Source organism: Oceanicella sp. (assembly GCF_056449545.1).
In genome coordinates, this window is the sequence record NZ_JBWOMN010000137.1 from 25,646 (window position 1) to 43,890 (window position 18,245).

General features: G+C 69.6%; 14 protein-coding genes. 5 read left to right on the plus strand and 9 right to left on the minus strand.

The window, feature by feature from the left end; translation table 11 throughout:
- Positions 1 to 85: 85 nt before the first annotated feature.
- The 3 genes from AC1HC7_RS17225 to AC1HC7_RS17235 all read right to left on the minus strand — a co-directional run bounded on the left by AC1HC7_RS17225 (position 86) and on the right by AC1HC7_RS17235 (position 7,203).
- Positions 86 to 2,182, minus strand: coding sequence for a type VI secretion system Vgr family protein (locus AC1HC7_RS17225; protein ID WP_479498119.1), 2,097 nt, complete (start codon positions 2,180 to 2,182; stop codon positions 86 to 88).
- Between the two features lie 256 nt (positions 2,183 to 2,438).
- On the minus strand, positions 2,439 to 5,696 hold the full coding sequence (locus AC1HC7_RS17230; RefSeq protein WP_479498118.1) for an efflux RND transporter permease subunit: 3,258 nt from the start codon (positions 5,694 to 5,696) through the stop codon (positions 2,439 to 2,441).
- A gap of 4 nt (positions 5,697 to 5,700) precedes the next feature.
- Complete coding sequence (locus AC1HC7_RS17235) at positions 5,701 to 7,203, minus strand: efflux RND transporter periplasmic adaptor subunit (RefSeq protein ID WP_479498117.1); 1,503 nt, start codon at positions 7,201 to 7,203, stop codon at positions 5,701 to 5,703.
- 269 nt (positions 7,204 to 7,472) lie between these two features.
- On the opposite strand from AC1HC7_RS17235, the gene ispH reads away from it, so the two are divergent.
- Genes ispH through rnhA form a run of 3 tightly spaced genes read left to right on the plus strand, consistent with a single transcriptional unit; the run spans position 7,473 to position 9,528 of the window.
- Entirely contained in the window at positions 7,473 to 8,435 is a 963-nt protein-coding gene (gene ispH, locus AC1HC7_RS17240; protein ID WP_479498116.1) for a 4-hydroxy-3-methylbut-2-enyl diphosphate reductase, read from the plus strand.
- The gene (locus tag AC1HC7_RS17245; protein WP_479498115.1) at positions 8,432 to 9,049 is read left to right on the plus strand and encodes a class I SAM-dependent methyltransferase; all 618 of its coding nucleotides are present in this window, start codon (positions 8,432 to 8,434) and stop codon (positions 9,047 to 9,049) included. The genes ispH and AC1HC7_RS17245 overlap by 4 nt, the downstream gene beginning before the upstream one ends.
- A complete protein-coding gene (gene rnhA / locus AC1HC7_RS17250) occupies positions 9,046 to 9,528 on the plus strand; it encodes a ribonuclease HI (protein WP_479498114.1) in 483 nt (160 codons plus the stop codon). Before AC1HC7_RS17245 ends, rnhA begins: the two co-directional genes overlap by 4 nt.
- A gap of 159 nt (positions 9,529 to 9,687) precedes the next feature.
- On the opposite strand, the gene AC1HC7_RS17255 is transcribed toward rnhA, so the two are convergent.
- From AC1HC7_RS17255 to AC1HC7_RS17265, 3 genes are read right to left on the minus strand one after another with little or no spacing between them, the layout of a single operon-like run.
- On the minus strand, positions 9,688 to 10,299 hold the full coding sequence (locus AC1HC7_RS17255; protein ID WP_479498113.1) for an FMN-binding negative transcriptional regulator: 612 nt from the start codon (positions 10,297 to 10,299) through the stop codon (positions 9,688 to 9,690).
- Positions 10,299 to 11,417 carry an S-methyl-5-thioribose-1-phosphate isomerase gene (gene mtnA / locus AC1HC7_RS17260; RefSeq protein ID WP_479498112.1) on the minus strand — a complete coding sequence of 373 codons (1,119 nt, stop codon included), beginning with the start codon at positions 11,415 to 11,417 and terminating at the stop codon, positions 10,299 to 10,301. Before mtnA ends, AC1HC7_RS17255 begins: the two co-directional genes overlap by 1 nt.
- Positions 11,418 to 11,462: 45 nt before the next feature.
- Complete coding sequence (locus tag AC1HC7_RS17265; RefSeq protein ID WP_479498111.1) at positions 11,463 to 11,762, minus strand: cupin domain-containing protein; 300 nt, start codon at positions 11,760 to 11,762, stop codon at positions 11,463 to 11,465.
- A 292-nt stretch (positions 11,763 to 12,054) separates the two neighbouring features.
- On the opposite strand from AC1HC7_RS17265, the gene AC1HC7_RS17270 reads away from it, so the two are divergent.
- Both AC1HC7_RS17270 and AC1HC7_RS17275 read left to right on the plus strand, forming a co-directional pair.
- Positions 12,055 to 13,365, plus strand: a complete 1,311-nt coding sequence (locus AC1HC7_RS17270; protein ID WP_479498110.1) for an amidohydrolase family protein — start codon at positions 12,055 to 12,057, stop codon at positions 13,363 to 13,365.
- Positions 13,366 to 13,388: 23 nt separating this feature from the next.
- On the plus strand, positions 13,389 to 14,225 hold the full coding sequence (locus AC1HC7_RS17275; RefSeq protein WP_479498109.1) for a purine-nucleoside phosphorylase: 837 nt from the start codon (positions 13,389 to 13,391) through the stop codon (positions 14,223 to 14,225).
- Positions 14,226 to 14,231: 6 nt separating this feature from the next.
- Here the strand turns inward: AC1HC7_RS17275 and AC1HC7_RS17280 are convergent, their stop codons facing one another.
- The 3 genes from AC1HC7_RS17280 to AC1HC7_RS17290 all read right to left on the minus strand — a co-directional run bounded on the left by AC1HC7_RS17280 (position 14,232) and on the right by AC1HC7_RS17290 (position 18,240).
- Positions 14,232 to 15,926 (minus strand): amidohydrolase, encoded by a 1,695-nt coding sequence (locus tag AC1HC7_RS17280; RefSeq protein ID WP_479499265.1) that lies wholly within the window; start codon positions 15,924 to 15,926, stop codon positions 14,232 to 14,234.
- Positions 15,927 to 17,150 carry a serine hydrolase domain-containing protein gene (locus AC1HC7_RS17285; RefSeq protein ID WP_479498107.1) on the minus strand — a complete coding sequence of 408 codons (1,224 nt, stop codon included), beginning with the start codon at positions 17,148 to 17,150 and terminating at the stop codon, positions 15,927 to 15,929. It lies immediately after the preceding gene.
- A gap of 64 nt (positions 17,151 to 17,214) precedes the next feature.
- Positions 17,215 to 18,240 (minus strand): ABC transporter substrate-binding protein, encoded by a 1,026-nt coding sequence (locus tag AC1HC7_RS17290; RefSeq protein WP_479498106.1) that lies wholly within the window; start codon positions 18,238 to 18,240, stop codon positions 17,215 to 17,217.
- Positions 18,241 to 18,245: the final 5 nt, after the last annotated feature.

Here is an 18,245-nt window from a genome sequence, read left to right on the forward strand (position 1 = left end):
GCGCCCCCCCGAGCGTTGGCGAGAGCCTGCGCGAATGTCGCAGCGCCGGCAACCTGTTTTCGTTGGTCATCGTCATTGCGCCGCCTCAATTCGTCTTTTGGCAGATGGCGCAGAACGGCGCGCCGGAATCGGCGGCTTTCAGCAGCGCGGCGGCGACCGGATTCTTGTCCAGTTCCAGTCTGGTCGGCGTGCGGCTGCGCGCCTTCAACGCGGGCGAAACCGCGCCGGGCTCCTCTTCGCGGGGCTCGATGGGCGGCTCGGCCTTCGCCGGCGAGGTGCCCGGGCCTGATCCGGCGCTGCCGCCGGAATTGATCTTCACCATGGTTCCGACGATGTCGACCCCGGCCATGCTGATATTGACGAAATTGCCGCCAACCTTCAGCGACAGCTGCATGCCGGCCTCGATGATGACCTTCTGGCCGCCCTTGATGTGAATCGACTGCCCGGCCTGTTCGACGATGTTGCCGCCGGATTTCAGCAGGTGGTCGCTGGTGACATCCACGTGATTGGCGCCCGAGATCGTCAGGTGATTGTCGCCGCCGATGGTTTCGTGCGAATCCTTGCCGACCTCGCGATGCGACTTGGCGTCGATCTGCTGGTGTTCGTCGTTGCCGATCCATTCGATGTGATCGTTCCTGGTGCGCAGATGCGTGTCCTTCTGCGAATGCAGGAACACGTGCTCCTCGCCCGAAACGTCGTTGAACTGCAACTCGTTGAAGCCGCTGCCGTTGACGCTGTTGGTCTTGATCGTGGTGATCTCGGGCTTCTCGGCCGGCGGATAGGGGTATTCCGAGACGTTGTTGTAGACCCGCCCGGTGATGATCGGGCGGTCCGGATCGCCGTTGAGGAATTCGACGATCACCTCCTGCCCGTCGCGCGGGTTGAACACGCTGCCCCAGCCGGCCCCGGCATTGGGCTGCGAGGCCCGCACCCGGCAGGACACCTCCTCGCCGCGCACCCAGTGGAATTTCACGCGCACCCGGCCGAAGTCGTCCAGGTCCAGTTCCTGATTGTTCTCGTTGCTGACGATCGCGGTCTGGGGGCCGTGGACGCGCGGCCAGGGGGTGACGAAGGGCGCGCGGAACACCTCGGTCGCGGGCATCGCCGTGAATGTGTTGGAAAAGGTCACCTCGCCGCCGCCGCCGCCGCGCCCGGATTCGAATTCATCTTGCGACAGCTCGTAACTGGCCGAAGTGATGAGGAATTCGGCTTCAGGTTCCTCGGGATGATCGACGATGGTGAATTTTCGCGCGGTCTCCACGCCGGGCAGGGTGGATTCGGCGAAAACCTGCGTCTGGTTGGCCTGAATCGCCTCCACCCGGGTCTTGGCCAGATCGCCGCCGCGCTGCGCGGTCAGCTGGGCGCCGGGGTAGATGTATTGCTGCAGGGCGCCCATTTTGTACTGGCGGTTGATGGCGCCTTCGTTGCTCAGGTCGGCGCGCGCCTGCTTGAAGTCGAAATTCTGCATCTCCACCCGGTCGGTGAGGATCTGCGAGACGCTGTCCCAGGCCGTGACGCATTGGCGAAGCCGCGCCCCGGCCGCGTCGCGGGTGCGGAATTCGAACCTGTCGTTGTTGCTTGCGGGTTCGTGCTGGCTCATGCTGTCGGCGATGATCATCTTGTGATCGCCGTCCTCGTGCTCGAACCAGTAATAATACCCCTCGCGCTCCATCAGGCGGGACACGAAGGCGAAATCGGTTTCCTGATACTGCACGGTGTATTCGTAGGCCTCGCCGGCGCCGGCCTTGAATTCGAAATTGGCGTTGGCGACCATCCCCAGGACCTCGGTGACGATGTCCTTGGCGGACATGTCGGCGAAGATGCGGGTGTTGGTGGTCTGGGTCAGCAGCCACGGCCACGGCGCCACCTTGGCGCTGTAGACCGAGGACCGCCCCCGGCGGCCGCGATAGCTGAACTGGCGCACAAGACCGTTGAAATGGCGCGTCGCGCCTTCGCCGTCATGGGTGAAGCGCACCGTCAGATTGCGCCCCAGCAGATCGTTGGGATCAAGCCGGGGTTCGCGCGACAGCAGTTCCAGATCCATCTCGAAGAGCTGGCTCAACCCTTCGGAGAAGCTCATCCGGCTGAAGGCGAGGTGATCTTCAGGCAGCGCCGTCTTGACGCTGACCCGTCGGTGCACCTGCTGCACGTTGTGTTCTCGGGCGTTGTTTTCCTGGGCCATTTTCAATCACATCTTTTCTGAGACCAATTTTCGTTGATCCGATGCGTCCAAGCCCGACCAAAAGGGCGTCTACATCGGTTTTTCTGTTCAACAAAGGTAGGGTCGCGGCCGGACCCATGCAAGCTTTTAGCGCCAAAGCCGCCCAATTGACGCGGTTTCGCCATGGTTTGGCGGGGGGCGCGCACCGATCGCCGCAACCCCGCGCTGCCCCCCGTGAAGCGCCCCCCGTGAAGCGCCCCCCGTCAGGCGCCCCCCGTCAGGCGCCGCGCGCCCTCCGGTCCGACGCCGCGCGCCGGGCGCGCCGGTTCCGACCGTAGCGGCGGCGCCCGAGCAGGTAGCGCGCCATGCGCCGGGTGGAGCGCAGCGCCGCGCCCACGTCGTGCTGCATGGTCACCAGCGCCGGGGTCAGCAGCAGCACCAGCACCACCCCGAAGCCCAGCCCATAGGCCAGGGTGATCACCGTCGGCTTCAGGAACTGCGCCTGCTGGCTGCGTTCGAACAGCAGCGGCGCCAGCCCCAGCACCGTGGTCAGCGTGGTCAGCAGCACCGGGCGCAGCCGGTCGCAGGTCGCGTCGAGGATCGCCGGCAGCAGCCCGCGCCGCTTGGCGTAGTCGTCGATGGTGGTCACCAGCACGATGGAATCGTTGATGATGATGCCGGTCATCCCCACCAGCCCGACGATCGAGAACATGGAAAACGGCACCCCGTGGAACCAGTGCCCCCAGGCGGCGCCGATGAAGCCGAAGGGGATGATCAGCATCACCGCGAAAGGCCGGCTCCAGCTTGCGAACACCCAGGCCAGCACGATGAAGATCCCCGCCAGCCCCAGCAGAAACCCGACCATCGCGTCGCCGAGGAACGATTCCTCGTCCTCCGCCAGCCCCGCCAGCCGCCATTCCACGCCAAGGCGTGCGGCGATTTCGGGCAGGATCTGTTCGCGCAGCTGCGTGGTGATCTCGGTGGCGCGCTCGGGGTCGTCCTCCGATATGTCGCCGGTCACCGACACCAGCAGCAGCCCGTTTTCGCGCCGCAGGGTCGAAAACCCGTATTTCGAGGACACGGTGACGATTTCCGACAGCGGCGTGTAGCCGCCCGAGGGCGCGCGCATCAGCGTGCGAAACAGGAAATCGGCGGTCAGTTCGCGCGCCGGCAGGCGCACCACGATCTTGCCGGTGCGCTTGCCCACCGGGAATTCCGCCGCCGTCACGCCGTTGAGCCGGCGGAACAATTCCGCGCCCAGCGCCTCGGTGGTGAAGCCCAGCCGTTCGCCCAGCGGGGTCAGCTGCAGCACCAGCTCGGATTTGTCATAGGCGAGGCTGTCCTCCACGGCGCTGACCTCGGGGATCGGGGCCACCGCCTGCTTCAGCGCCTCGGCGGCCTGTTTCAGCACCGCGGTGTCGGCGCCGAAGAAGCTCACGTCCAGCCCGTCCCCCCCGGGGCCCGCGCGCCAGTGGCGAAAGCTCACGGTTTCGGCCAGCGGGTGGCGCTGGTATTCGTCCTGCACCCGGGCGAGAAACTCGAACGAGGAATAGGGCCGCAGATCGGCGTCGATCAGCTCCACCGCGATCGAGCCCAGCAGGTTCTTGTTCTTGCTTTCCTGCCCGCTGATGCCGCGCCCCGTGGTGCCGCCCACCTCGGCGAGCACGAAGGTCACCGGGTTGGCCCCGTATTCGGCCTCCAGATCGGCGGCGACCTTTGTCACCGCGCGCTCCAGCTCCGCGACCATGGCGCGGGTGTCCTCGCGCTTGGCGCCGGGCAGCATGGCGACGTTGCCCGATATCGACCCGCGTTCGGGCGGGGCCCAGAACCGCCATTGCACGTCGCCGCGCAGGAACAGTTCGGCGGACAGCGCGAGCGCCAGCAGCGCCAGCCCCAGCACCGGGTAGCGCAGCCGGATCACCACCGCCATGAACGGGCGGAACAGCCGGGTGCGAAACCACTTGAAGCCGCGATTGAAGGCGCGGCTGGGCGCGTCGTACCACGGCGCGCGGGTCTTGGCGGCCAGCGCGTGCTTCATGTGCGCGGGCAGGATCAGAAAGCATTCCACCAGCGAGGCCAGCAGCACCAGCGACACAGTGACCGGAATGTCGGAAATCAGCCGCCCGAAATGCCCCCCCACCAGCATCAGCCCGGAAAACGCGATGATGGTGGTGATCGAGGCGGCGAGCACCGGCGCCGCCATGCGCCGCGCCGCGTCCTCGGCGGCGCGCCCGGGGCTGAATCCGCGCGTGCGCGCCTGCTGATCGGCGTATTCGCCGACCACGATGGCGTCGTCCACGACGATGCCCAGACAGATGATCAGCGCGAACAGCGACACCATGTTGAGCGTCAGCCCCAGCGCATACATCAGCCCCAGCGCCGCCAGCATCGAGGCCGGGATCCCCGCCGCCACCCAGAACGCGGTGCGCGCGCTCAGGAACAGGAACAGCAGCGCGGTGACCAGCACCAGCCCCAACGCGGCGTTGTCGAGCAGGATGTTGAGCCGGCCCTTGATCGCCTCGGCGCGGGTGCGGATCAGTTCCACCTGCACGCCCGCGGGCAGGGTGGCCTCCATGTCCGCGGCGACGCGCGCCACCTCGTCCTGGATGTCGATGGCGTCGCCCTGGGCCGATCGATCGACCCGGATCGACACCGCCGGATCGCCGTTGCGGAAATACTGGCGGCCCTCCTCGACGCTGCTGACGCGGATGTCGCCCAGCTGGCGCACCAGCAGCTTCGATCCGTCGCGCCGGGTGCGCACCGCCACGTCGCCGATCTCGGCGGCGCTGCGGCGCTCGACCCCGGTGCGCACCCGCGCGGCGCCCGATCCCACGTCGCCCGCGGGGGAGGTGGCCGCCGCCGCGCCCAGCGCGTCGGCGATTTCGCGCAGGCTCACGCCATGGCGGATCAGCGAGGCCTCGGGGATCGACACCCGCACCACCGGGTTGGGCACGCCGCGAATGCGGGTGCGGGTGATGCCCTCGCGATACAGCCGCCCGGTGAATTCATCGGCGAAGCGGCCGATCTGTTCGGGCGAGACCGGGCCGTGGATCACCACGTCGGTCACCCGGTCGCGCCAGGCGCGGCGGCGGATGATGGGTTCGTCGGCGCCGTCGGGCAGGGTGGCGACGCCGTTGACGGCGGATTTCACCTCGTCGCTGGCGCGGCCCATGTCCCAGCCGGCCTCGAAATTCAGCCGGATCGTCGCCCTGCCCTCGCGCGCGGTGGAGATCGTCTCCTCCACCCCCTCGACCCCCAGCAGCGCCGGCTCCAGCACCGCCACCACGGCGCTGTCGATGTCCTCGGGCCCGGCGCCTTTCCATTTCACGGTGACGGTGACCGCGTTGATGACGATGTCGGGCAGGAATTGCGACCGGATCGACAGCGCCCCGGCCAGCCCCATGACGATCATCGCCGCCAGCAGCAGGTTGGCGGCGGTGCCGTGGCGCACGAAATAGCCGAAGACGCCGGAGACGCCCTTTTCGCCCAGCTTCCCGCCGATCGTGCGGAGGCCGCCGGGCTTGCGCGCGGTCATCGGGTCAGCCCCCCATCCGGGCTTCGATGCGCTCGACCATGGCGCGCGGCGCGCGCGGCGCGGCGATGGCGGACAGGATGCGCGCCTTGGCGTCCTCGGGCATGGAGTCGCTGCCCTGCACCCAGGCGACCAGCCGGGCGCGGCGGTCGGGGTCGAGCGCGATCAGCTCGCCATCCCCCCCATCCCCGGCGTCATCGGCGTCCTGCTCCGCGGGCATGGCGCCATCCGGCGGGTCGGGGCGCGCGGCGGGGCGCACGCGCACGCCCGGGCCAAGCTGGGGCAGGCGTTCGGTGACGATGCGCCGCCCGAAGGGCGCGTCGGCGACGATCAGGTAATCGCCCTGGCGGCGCAGCACGCGGATCGTCGCTTCCTCCAGCCGGTCGTCATCGGTGACGAGCAGGATGCGCCCATCCTCGGTGGCGGCGGTGGCGGGGATGATGGCGGCGTCGCGGATCTCGGGTTCGGGGATCTCCACGGTGACGAAATCGCCGGGGCGCAGGATGGCGCGAAGCTGCGGCGCCAGGCGCGCATAGACCAGCCGCCCGGTCTGGCCCTCGCCGACCTCGGCCCCGGCGCGATCCAGCCGCGCCGGCACGACGATGGGGGCGTTTTCCAGTTCCAGCCGCACCGTGACCTCGGCTTGCGCCAGCGCGTCGCCCTGCAGCAGCAGCCGGGAAAACTGGCTGTTGGAAATCCGGAACGCCGCCTCCAGCGCATCCGGGTCGATCAGTTCGCCGAGCTTTTCATTGACGTTGACCAGCCGCCCGAGCACCGCGTTCACGTCGGCGAGCAGCCCGTCGAACGGCGCGGTGACGGTGGTCTGGGCCAGTTCGCGTTCGGCGTCGGCGACGGCGATGCGCTGGCGGCGCAGGGCGATGCCCGCCCGCGTCACCCGGTTGCGGGCGTTGGCCAGCGCCTGTTCGCGGCCGATGACGATCTGCTCGGCGGCGGACAGGGCCAGCGCCGCCGCCTCCACCGCCGCCTCGGTGCCCACGCCGCGCGTGCGCAGCGATTGCTGGCGGTCGCGGGCCTTGGCCCGCAGCCGCGCCTGGGCCTGCGAGGCCGCGTGCTCCTTGACCGCCAGCTTCACCGCGCCGATCGCCTCCTCGCGTTCGGCCTCGGCCTCGGCCAGCGCGATGCGGGCGCGTTCCAGCGCCGACTGCATTTGCGCCGGGTCGATGCGAAACAGCAGCGCCCCCTTCTTCACCAGCGCGCCGTCGCGAAACTGCGGGGCCACTTCGACGATATGACCCGAAATCGCCGCGCGCAGCTCCAGCGTGCGCGAGCTTTGCAATTCGCCATAGGCGGTGATGATCGAGCGGGCGTTGACCGGCTTCAGCAGCTCCACCGTGACCACGAAGCTGCGTTCGGGCGCGGCGTGGCGGTTGCGGCTGGCCTCCTCCTGCGCCTCGACGGCGTCGCGGATGCGCAATCCGGCATAGCCGAACAGGCCCAGCGTCACCGCCAGGATCAGGAGCCCCGTGAGAGAGCGCGCGATGAATCGCATTCCGGTCTGCCGCCTCCCGCGCGTGATCGCCGGCGCCGGGTCGAGGATCCGCCCGCCGCCTGTTCACCCATCTAGGCGAGTTTACCGCTTAAAACGAGTTTACAAACGCATTTCCCGGGTCGGTCGCGGCGCGGCGGCGCAGTTTTTTCGCCTTTGCGGACCGGGCGCCGCGCCGGATGCGGCGGCGGCGGCGGTTGAAAACCCCGGCGCAGCGCCATATGGCTGCTGTTATGGGCTGCAATGTTGCGCCCTGAAAGGGACGCGCCGCCATGACCGTCAGGGCCCTCAGGCCGATCACGCTCTATCTCGCCGCGCCGCGCGGCTTCTGCGCCGGCGTGGACCGCGCCATCCGCATCGTCGAGATGGCGTTGGAAAAATGGGGCGCCCCGGTCTATGTGCGACACGAGATCGTGCATAATCGCTTCGTGGTCGACGGGCTGCGCGACAAGGGCGCGGTGTTCGTCGAGGATCTGGCCGAATGCCCCCCTGACCGCCCGGTGGTGTTTTCCGCCCATGGGGTGCCGAAATCCGTGCCGGCGGAGGCGCGCCGCCGCGACATGCTGTTCGTGGACGCCACCTGCCCGCTGGTCTCGAAGGTGCATATGGAGGCCGGGCGCCACCATCGCGAAGGCCTGCAGATGGTGATGATCGGCCATGAGGGCCATCCCGAGACCATCGGCACCATGGGCCAGCTGCCCCCCGGCGAGGTGCTGCTGGTGGAAACCGAGGCCGATGTGGCCCGCCTCGCGCCCCGCGACCCGTCGCGGCTCGCCTACATCACCCAGACCACGCTCAGCGTCGACGACACCGCCGACATCGTCGCGGCGCTGAAGGCGCGGTTTCCCGACATCGCCGGCCCGCGCAAGGAAGACATCTGCTATGCCACCACCAACCGCCAGGCGGCGGTGAAGGCGGTGGCCGCGCGCATCGACGCGCTGCTGGTGATCGGCGCGCCGAATTCATCGAATTCCCGGCGGCTGGTGGAGGTCGGCAAACGCGCCGGCTGCGGGTATGCGCAACTGGTGCAGCGGGCGCGCGACATCGACTGGCGCGCGCTCGACGGCGCCCGCGCGGTGGGGGTCACCGCCGGGGCCTCGGCGCCTGAATTGCTGGTGGACGAGGTGCTCGACGCCTTTCGCGATCGCTATGACGTGACCGTCGAAATGGTCGAGACCGCGGTGGAGCGGGTCAGCTTCAAGCCGCCGCGCATCCTGCGCGAACCCGCCGCATGACCCGGGATCGCCGGACGCTGGATTTTTACGAGGCCAACGCGGCGGAATACGCGGCATGGAGCGACCCGGCCTCGCCGCGCGGCAATCTGCGCAAGTTCATCGCCAGGTTGCCGAGCGGCGGCGCGGCGCTGGATCTGGGCTGCGGCGGCGGCTGGGCGGCGGCGGAGATGCGCGACGCCGGTCTGGCGGTGCGCGCCATGGACGGCTCGCCGAAGCTGGCGGCGCAGGCCCGTGCGGCCCACGGGATCGAGGTCGAGACGGCGCTGTTCGCGGATCTCGACGCCGAGGCGGCGTTTGACGGAATATGGGCCAGCTTCAGCCTGCTGCATGACCGGCGCGCCGCCATGCCGGGCAACCTCGCCCGCATCCGCCGCGCCCTGCGCCCGGGCGGCGCGCTGTATCTGGGGCTGAAGGCGGGGGCGGGCGAATCCCGCGACGCGCTGGGGCGGTTCTACGCCTATTTCGGCGCCGAGGAGATCGCCGACCTGCTCGCCAATGCCGGCTTCGAACGCATCGCCGTGCAGGAGCGGCAATCCAGGGGCTATGGCGGCGAGGAATTGACCATCCTCAACGTTTTCGCCCACAGACCAGACCAGGACGCGACCAGAACATGACTGAAATCATCGTCTACACCGACGGCGCATGCTCGGGCAATCCGGGCCCCGGGGGCTGGGGCGCGCTGATGGTGGCGCTGCGCGACGGCGCCCCGGTGAAGGAACGGGCGCTGAAGGGCGGCGACCCCGCGACCACCAACAACCGCATGGAGCTGATGGCGGCGATCATGGCGCTGGAAAGCCTGGGTCGGGCCGCCGACGTGACCGTGGTCACCGACAGCGCCTATGTGAAAGGCGGCATCACCGGCTGGATGTTCGGCTGGAAGAAGAACGGCTGGAAGACCGCGGCGCGCAAGCCGGTGAAGAACGAGGACCTGTGGCGCCGGCTCGACGCCGCCCAGGCGCCCCACAAGGTGACCTGGAAATGGGTCAAGGGCCATGCCGGCCATGCCGAGAACGAACGCGCCGACGAACTGGCCCGCGAAGGCATGGCTCCGTTCAAGCCGAAGACGCGCAAATCCGCCCCCCTCGCGGACTGACAAGCGCCCGGGGCGCCGGCCTTGGGGGCGGCCGTCCCGGCGGAGGCGAAGCCTCCGCACCGGGGCCGCAGGCCCCGGCCAAAACGCGCAAGCGCGTTTTCGGGACGGCCTGGCGCCGCGCTTCGAACCGGGCGGCGGCGCTTGCGGCCGGCGTTCATGTCAGGCGTTGCGCATCATGTCCGCGAGCGCCGCGCATTCTGCGCCCAGCGCCGCGTGGGCCATCGCCTCGGCGGCCCCGCGCCGGGCCGCCTCGGGCTTGTTCTGGCCGAGCTTCCATGTGCCGTCCGCCTGCGCGATCCGCATCTCGATCGGCAGGATCATGCGCTCCAGCCGCGACAGCGCCGCGTCGGTCATCTTGTCCAGCGTCCAGGCCGGCTTGGGCGCCAGGCGGGACTCGAAACGCGCCGACAGCGCCGCCAGATGCCCGCGCAGGCTTTCGGGCGGCGCAAGGCCGAGCGCGCCGCGCAGATGCACCGCGACGTAATTCCAGGTCGGGACCTGATCGTCGATCCCATACCAGTCCGGCGACACGTAGCCGTCGGGCCCGGACACCGCCAGCAGCGCCGGCTGCGGTCCCGCCTCCAGCGCCTTGCGGAGCGGGTTGGATCGCGCGACATGGGCGCGGACCCGATCGCCCTCGATGACGAAGGGCAGATGCGCGGCCAGCGGCCCGTCGGGGCCGTTCATGGTCAGCAGTCCGAAGCCGCGCGCATCGGCGAAGGCGATGTTGCGCGCCGGTTCGACGCCGCGAAAGGCCGGGTTGGGATGCATCAGGCGGGCCCCTCCCCGACAAGCGCCGCGATGCGGTCCGGGAACGTTGCGGCCAGGGCGTCCCGCGTGGCGGCGCAGAGGCCGCGTTCGGTGACGAAGCCGCTCACCAGCCGCGCCGGGGTGACGTCGAAAGCCGGGTTGATCGCCTGCAGCCCGGCGGGCAGCAGCTGCACCGAGCCGATGGTCCCGTCGCGGGCGCGGCCGGAAATGTGGGCCACCTCCTCGCCGGGGCGCTCCTCGATGGGGATGTCGCGCAGCCCGTCGGCGATCGAGAAATCCATGGCGCTCGACGGCGCCGCCACGTGAAACGGAGTCCCGGTGTCGCGCGCCGCCAGCGCCAGCGGATAGGCCCCGATCCCCGAGGCCAGATCGCCCGAGGCGGCGATGCGCGCCGCGCCGACGATGACCATGTCCACCTCGCCGCATTGCATCAGCCGCCCGGCGGCGGCGTCGACGATGACCTTCTGGGGCACGCCGGCGCTGTTCAGTTCCCACGCGACGAGGAAGGCGCCCTGATTGCGGGGGCGGGTTTCGCACACCCGGATGTCGAGCGGCACGCCCGCCGCATGCGCCTTGTAGACCGGGGCCAGCGCCGTGCCCCAATCCACCGTCGACAGCCACCCGGCGGCGCCGTGGGTGAGGATGCGCACCGGATCGCCGCCGCGCCGCGCCGCGATGTCCCGGATCAGCGCCAGCCCGTGATCGCCGATGGCGCTGTTGGCGGCCACGTCCTCGTTGCAGATCTCCGCCGCCAGGCGGTAGGCGGTCTCGGCCCTGGCGTTGGGGGCGAGCGGGCGCAGCGCCGCGGTCATCCGCGCCAGCGCATGCGCCGGGCTGACGGCGGTGGGGCGCACGCTGCGCAGGGTCGCCGCAGCCTCGCGCAGCCGCGCGTCGCCGGGATTGTCGCGCATGGCCAGCGCCAGCCCGTAGGCGGCGGTGGCGCCGATCAGCGGCGCGCCGCGCACCAGCATCTGGCGAATGGCGATCACCGCGTCCTCGGCGCTGGCCAGCCGGGCGGTGCCCAGCCGGTGGGGCAGCCGGGTCTGGTCGAGAATCTCCACCGTCTCGCCGTCATCGGCAAGCCAGATGGTCCGGTAGGGCACGCCGTCTATCTTCATGACTCGATCCTTTGCGGCCGGTCCTTGGCAGAGTCGGGGTGGGATTTACAGGCCTGTTTCCAGGTTCCGGTAGGCGGCCTGGCGAAAGCGCGGGGTGCAGATGCAGTGGAACACCAGGTCCGCCGCGCCGGTGTTGGCGATGCGCTGGGCCGCGCCCGGGGGGATCAGCACCGCGTCGCCGGCGCGAACCCGCGTCGCGACGCCGTCGATCTCGGCCACGCCCTCGCCGCTGACGATCACGTAGCGTTCGGCGACCCCCGCGAGGACATGCAGCGCCGTGGTCACGCCCGGCGCCACCCGCGCTTCGGCCAGCGACACGTCGGGGCAGGCTGGGTCATTGAGCAATTCGACGATCCTGCATCGTTCATCCGTGGTGAACGGGGCGCCGCGCGCGGCGGCGATCACGCGGGCCGACGGCTGTTCGGGCGTTGTTTTTCCGGTTTCAGGCGCAGATTCGCCGAGATTCCGGCCAGCGGACGCCTGTTTCGCAAAATAAGAATCCATGCCTCAAGCTAGGCCGTGACCGCCGGCAAGGAAAGAGCCCATGCGCTCGGGGGTTGATTCGCATCGCCTGCGGGGCTCTGGCCTTGACGCGCGGCCCGCCCTAATGTCGCGCCGGAACAGGCAGGAGCACGCAATGGACCTCGTCATCCGCAACGCCGCCATCGTCACCGCCGACCCCAACCGTGACCCTGACGCCGGGGATGCGGCGCTGCGGGGCGACGTCGCCGTCGATGACGGGACCATCGTCGCCATCGGCGCGGCGCCCGAACGCGCCGACCGGGTGATCGACGCCGCGGGCATGATCCTCGCGCCCGGGCTGGTCAACACCCATTGCCATGCCGGCGACAGTCTGTTTCGCGGGCTGGTGGAAAACCTGCCGCTCGAACCCTGGCTGCAGACGGTCTGGAAGGCCGAGCGCGCCATCCTCACCCCCGAGACCTGCCGCATCGGCGCCCGCCTCGGCTTCGCCGAACTGCTGCTGGGCGGCGTGACCTCGGTCATCGACATGTTCTGGCATCCCGAGGAGACCGTGAAGGCGGCTGACGAGATCGGCCTGCGCGTGGCCTGCGGCGGGCTGTTCTTCGACCCGCCGGGCATGGACGGCAAGACCGCCGACAGCCGCGCCCCCGACGCCGAGGCCTTCTTCGCCGCCCATCCGGCCTCCGAGACCCTGCGCCCCGGGACCTTCCCCCATGGCGCCTACACCGTGGGGCCTGAGAACCTGCAGGCGGCCCACGCCATGAGCCGCCGCCATGGCGGCCTGTTCTCGACCCACGCCGCCGAGACGGCGTTCGAGCAAGCCGACGTGGCCGCCCGCCACGGCGCCTCGGTCATCCGGCATCTCGACGCGCTGGGGGTGCTCGACAAGGCCACGGTGCTCGCCCATTGCGTCCATTGCGACGACGAGGAAATCGCCATCCTCGCCCGCACCGGCGCGGTGGTGGCGCATAACCCGGTCTCCAACCTGAAGCTGGCCAGCGGTTTTGCGCGCATTCCCGACATGCTCGACGCCGGGGTGCAGGTGACGCTGGGCACCGACGGGGCGATTTCGGGCAACGATCTCGACATGTGGCTGGCGCTCAGGCTCGCGGCCACGCTGCACAAGGCGGCGAGCGGTCGGGCCGACGCGGTGACCACGCGGCAGGCGCTGCACATGGCGACGCTGGCGGGCGCGCAGGCCATGGGGCTGGGCGACGTCACCGGGTCGCTGGAAATCGGCAAGCGCGCCGACATGATCCTGCTCGACGCGACCCGCCCGCACGCGACGCCGATGTTCGACCCGCTCACCCATCTGGTCTATTCGGCCAGCAAGTCCGATGTGCGCCATGTGTTCCTGGCCGGCGAGCAGGTGGTGCGCGACGGCGAGCTCACCCGCATCGACATCGCCGAGACCCTGGGCGCGGTGCGCGACCTGACCCCGGAAATCCGCGCCTCCATCGCCTGAATTCTTGTCTGGAAAGCCTCGCCATGCCCAAATCGACAGCACTCCGCGAAAAACTCGACGCCGCCCACGCCGCCGCGGCGGGCCGCGCCGGGGCGCCGGTCGACATCGCGCTGGTGCTCGGCTCCGGCCTCGGCGATCTGGCGGGCGAGGTCAAGGACCCGATCGCCATCCCTTACGAGGACATCCCCGGCTTTCCCGTCTCCACCGCGCCGTCCCACGAAGGCCGGCTGGTGATCGGCGATCTGCACGGGCGGCGCGCGGCGCTGATGCAGGGGCGGCTGCATCTTTACGAGGGCTGGGCGCCGGGCGACATCGCGCTCGCCGTCTACCTGCTGCGCCGGCTCGGGGCGGCGAGCTTTCTGGTCACCAACGCCGCCGGGGCGCTGGACCCGGCGCTGCGGCCGGGGCGGGCGATGCTGATCGCCGACCATCTGAATTTCACCGGGGTCAACCCGCTCACCGGCCCCAATGACGACAGCATCGGCCCGCGCTTTCCCGACATGTCGCGCGCTTATGACCCGGCGCTGCGCGCCCTGGCGCGGCGGGCGGCGCGCGCGGCGGGCGAGGACATGGCCGAGGGCGTTTACGCCGGCGTCGCCGGCCCGTCGCTGGAAACCTCGGCCGAACGCCGCCACCTGCGCGCCGCGGGCGGCGACGCGGTGGGCATGTCGACGGTGATCGAGGTGATCGCCGCCAATCATTGCGGCATGAAGGCGCTGGGGATCTCGGCGATCTGCAACGCCGCCGATGGCGGGCCGGACCAGCAGCCCGACACCATCGAGGAGGTGCTCGCAAACGCCGCGATCGCCGGGCGCAGCATCGCCGCCATCCTGCGCGCGCTGATCCCGACGCTGCCCTGATCCCGGCTATGCCCGGTGGGTGACGCGCCCGTTGCAGATGGTGGCGACGGCGCGCGCCTGCGCGAGGTCCTCGGGCGCGAGGCTCGCCAGATCCTCGGACATCACCGCCACGTCGGCCAGCATCCCGGGGACCAGCCGGCCCTTGTCGTTTTCGGCGAATTCGGCGTAGGCGCCGCCGCTGGCATAGGCCGCCAGCGTGTCGGCGAGGCTCTGGCGCTGGTCCCGCCAGCGCCCGTCATCGGGCAGGCGCGTCGCCACCGCGCCGCGAACCGTCAGCATGGGGGCAAGCGGCGCCACCGGCCAGTCGGTGTTGAAGATCAGCCGCGCCCCGGCGTCGCGCAGGGTCTGCCAGGCGAAGGCGTTCCAGACCTGCGCGTCGCTGAAGATCGCCCCGGGCGGCATCGGTTCGAACAGCCCGCCAAGCGGCGAATGCAGCGGCTGCATGGAGGCGATCACCCCGAGTTGCGCGAAACGCGGGATGTCTGCGTCGGTGACGGTCTCGATATGTTCGATGCGGTGGCGGCTGTCGCGGGCGCCGTTGGCGCGCCGCGCCGCCGCGTAGCCGTCGAGCGCGCGGCGCACCGCGCCGTCGCCGCAGCAATGCACGCTGATCTGCAGTCCCATGGCGTCGGCGCGGATGGCGGCCTCGTTGAACGCCTCCGCCGTGAACACCGCGTCGCCATGGGTGTCGGGGCGGTCCGGGTAGGGGGCGACCATCAGCGCCGTGCGGCTGTCGATCACCCCGTCCATGAACATCTTCACGCGCCCCGAATACAGCATGTTCGACCGGTAGCGGCGGCGCATCTCCTCGGCCTCGTCCAGCTTTGACAGCGGATGGGTGTTGCGCAGATGGCAGGGGATCTGCACGCGGCTGGTCAGGTCGCCCGCCTGCTCCAGTTCATGCAGCAACTGCATCTGGTAAAGGTTGCCGTCCATGTTGTGCAGCGAGGTGACGCCGCATTGCGCGCAATGCGCCAGCCCGCGCCGCAGCGCGGCCTTGTCGCGCGCGCGTTCCGCCGGGGTCGCGGGCGGGTCCGGGTCGTCGCCGGTGACGTAGCCGAGGAAATCCCGGCCGCCCAGTTCCGTGTGGCGGATCACCGGCTGAAAGGCGCTGGTTTCCTGCAGCAATCCGGTGGCCAGCCCGTCATCGCCCATGACGATCTCGGCCCCCGGATCGGTGGTCCCGCCATGCAGGATGCCGCCAAGCTCCAGCGCCGCCGTGTTGGCCCAGGCCGTGTGATGATCCGCCGCCATCAGGGCAAGCGGGCGGTCCGGACTGATCCGGTCCAGCGCGTGACGGTCCAGCGGCGCGTCGGGGCCCAGAACATGATAATCGGCGCAGGTGGCGTAAAGCAGCGCCGCCTCGGGCCTGGCGCGGCTTTCGGCGGCGACGGCGGCCGTCAGCGCGGCTTCGCCCGCGATGTCCGCGAGGTTGAGACAGCCCAGCTCCGCCGACCCCCCGAACAGATGCACGTGGCTGTCGATGAAGCCGGGGATCACCGTGGCCCCCCCGGCGTCGATGATCTCGGTGTCCGGGCCGCGCAGGTCGCCGGGGTCGAAATCGCCGACCCGGATGATGCGATCGCCCCGGATCGCCACCGCCGAGGCGCGCGGCGCCGTCGGCTCCATGGTCATGACATGCGCGTTGACGATCAGGATGTCGGCGCTTGACTCGGCCCCGGATCGGATGCGGTTCTGCATTCAGGCGTCCTCCAGCGCGGCGCGAATGGCGTCGATCGCCAGATACATGTCCAGCGTGCGCCTTGGCATCAGGTAATCCGGCCAGCTCGACAGCTTGACAACCAGCAGGTCCGAGTCCCGGTCCACATAGATCAACTGCCCGAACACTCCGCGCGCGGCGATGTCGCCCCGGGCGTTGTCGCGCACCCACCACTTGTTCCGGTAGGCGCCGTTGGGGGTGGCGTCGGTGTAGGGCGCGGCGAATTTCTCGGCCTCGCCGCGACGGCATGACGCGATCCAGTCCCGCGGGACCGGGTTGGCGCCGCCCGCCGGGCGATCCTCCAGGAACAGCCGCCCGAATCGCGCGTAATCCCTGAGGGTCGCGTTGAAGCCGCCATCGGCCAGCGCGGTCCCGGCGCGATCCACCGTGAAGCAGGCGTCGCGCCCGGCCCCCATGGGGGCCCAGATCTCGCGGCTGACCAGATCGGCGAGCGGCGCCCCCGCCGCCCGTTCCAGCGCCCAGGCCAGCACGTCGGTCTCGACCGAACGGTAATCGAACGCCGTCCCGTGCGCGCGGATCTTGGGCAGCGTCAGGATCACGTCGCGGATGCTCTGATAGGGCCGCCCCGGCGGCAGCGCCCGCCAGCCCGCGGCGATGTCGATGCGGGTCATGTCCGAGTCCGGCGCGCCGTAATCCTCGGTGAACCGCACCCCGGACTGCATGTCGAGCACCTGGCCGAGCGTCGCGTCGCCATAGCCGCATTCCGCCAGTTCCGGCACGACATCCGCCAGCGGCGCGCCAAGGTCCAGCGCCCCGCGCGCGACAAGAATCCCGGCAAGCGTCCCGACCACGGATTTCGCCACCGACTGGGACAGGTGCAGCGTGTCCGGCGTCATGTCGTTGCGGTAGCTTTCATGGCGGACGCGCCCGCCCTGATAGACCAGAAACCCGTCCGTGTAGCTTTCGTCCAGCCAGTCGCCGACGCTGCGCGCCGCCCCCGCGCTGTCGGTGAACGGGGCGCCGAGCAGATCGACCGGATCGGCGGCAAGCGCCGAAACCGGGCCCGCGCCGCGCCCCACATCGGTGGTGGGAAACAGCGCGCGCATGTTCAGGAACGACCAGCGGTTGAATGGCGGCAGGTCCCAGTTGTCGGCCCCGGGCCGCTTGTCGGGCGGCGGCGGGCTGCCCTGCATGATGCCCAGCTCGCGCGCGGTCTTCGGGCGGCTTCGCTTCCAGTCTGTCATGTGTCGCGCCCCGGGGCTTCGCCTGGGCGGCGGGGCGTCCGAAAGCGCCCCGCCGCGGATCGGATCACTGCTTCAGGCGGGTCCAGATCCTGTTGTAGAGGTCCACGACCTCCTGATCGCAGGGCTTGACGAAATCCGGCGCCGGGGCGCCCGCCGGCATGACGATCTCCGGCGCGTTCTTCATGTCCGCGTCCATATACGCTTCAGACCCGGCGATCCCGTTGGCGTAGCGCGCGAAATTCGAAATCAGCGCGGCGTTTTCCGGGTCCATGATGAAATTCACGAACAGCCTGGCATTGTCCAGATTGGGCGCGCCCTTCAGCACCGCCACGTTGTCCATCCAGCCGGTGAAGCCCTCTCTGGGATAGGCGTAGACCAGCGTCGGGCGCTGGGCGCGGGCGCGCATCGAGGCGCCGTTCCAGTTCTGCGACAGGTCCACGTCGCCCGAGGTCAGCTTCTCGATCGTGGAATAATCCATCGTGCGCCAGTTGGCCTTGGCCTTCAGCAGCAGCGCCGTCAGGTCCTTCAGCTGCGCCTTGTTCGAATTGCAGCGCGGATAGCCCAGATAGCGCAGCCCGGCGTTGATCACGTCGTTCATGTCGTTGAGCATGTTGATGCGGCCCTGCAATTCGGCGGGCGGATCGAACAGCAGGGCGAGGGTGTTGACGTCGCCCTTGTAGACCTCGGAATCGACCACGAAAGACGTGGTTCCCCATTGCCACGGCGCCGAATAGGACCGCCCCGGATCCCAGTAGACATCGACCCATTTCGGATCGACGTTCTTGAAGTTCTCCATCTTGTTGGGCTCGATCTTTTCCAGCAGCCCCTGATCGATCATGATGGACACCATGTAATCGCCCGGCACCACGATGTCGTAGCCGGTGGCGCCCTGCTTGACCTTGGCCAGCATGGTCTCGTTGGAATCGTAGCCGTCGATGGTGACCTTCACGTCGTTGGCTTTTTCGAATTTCTCGATCAGCTCGGGGCTGGTGTAGTTGCCCCAGTTGTAGATGTTCAGCACGCCTTCGGCTTGCGCGCCGCCGGCCGCCAGACCAAGCGCCACGCCCAATCCCAAAAGTTTCCGTGTCATTCCGA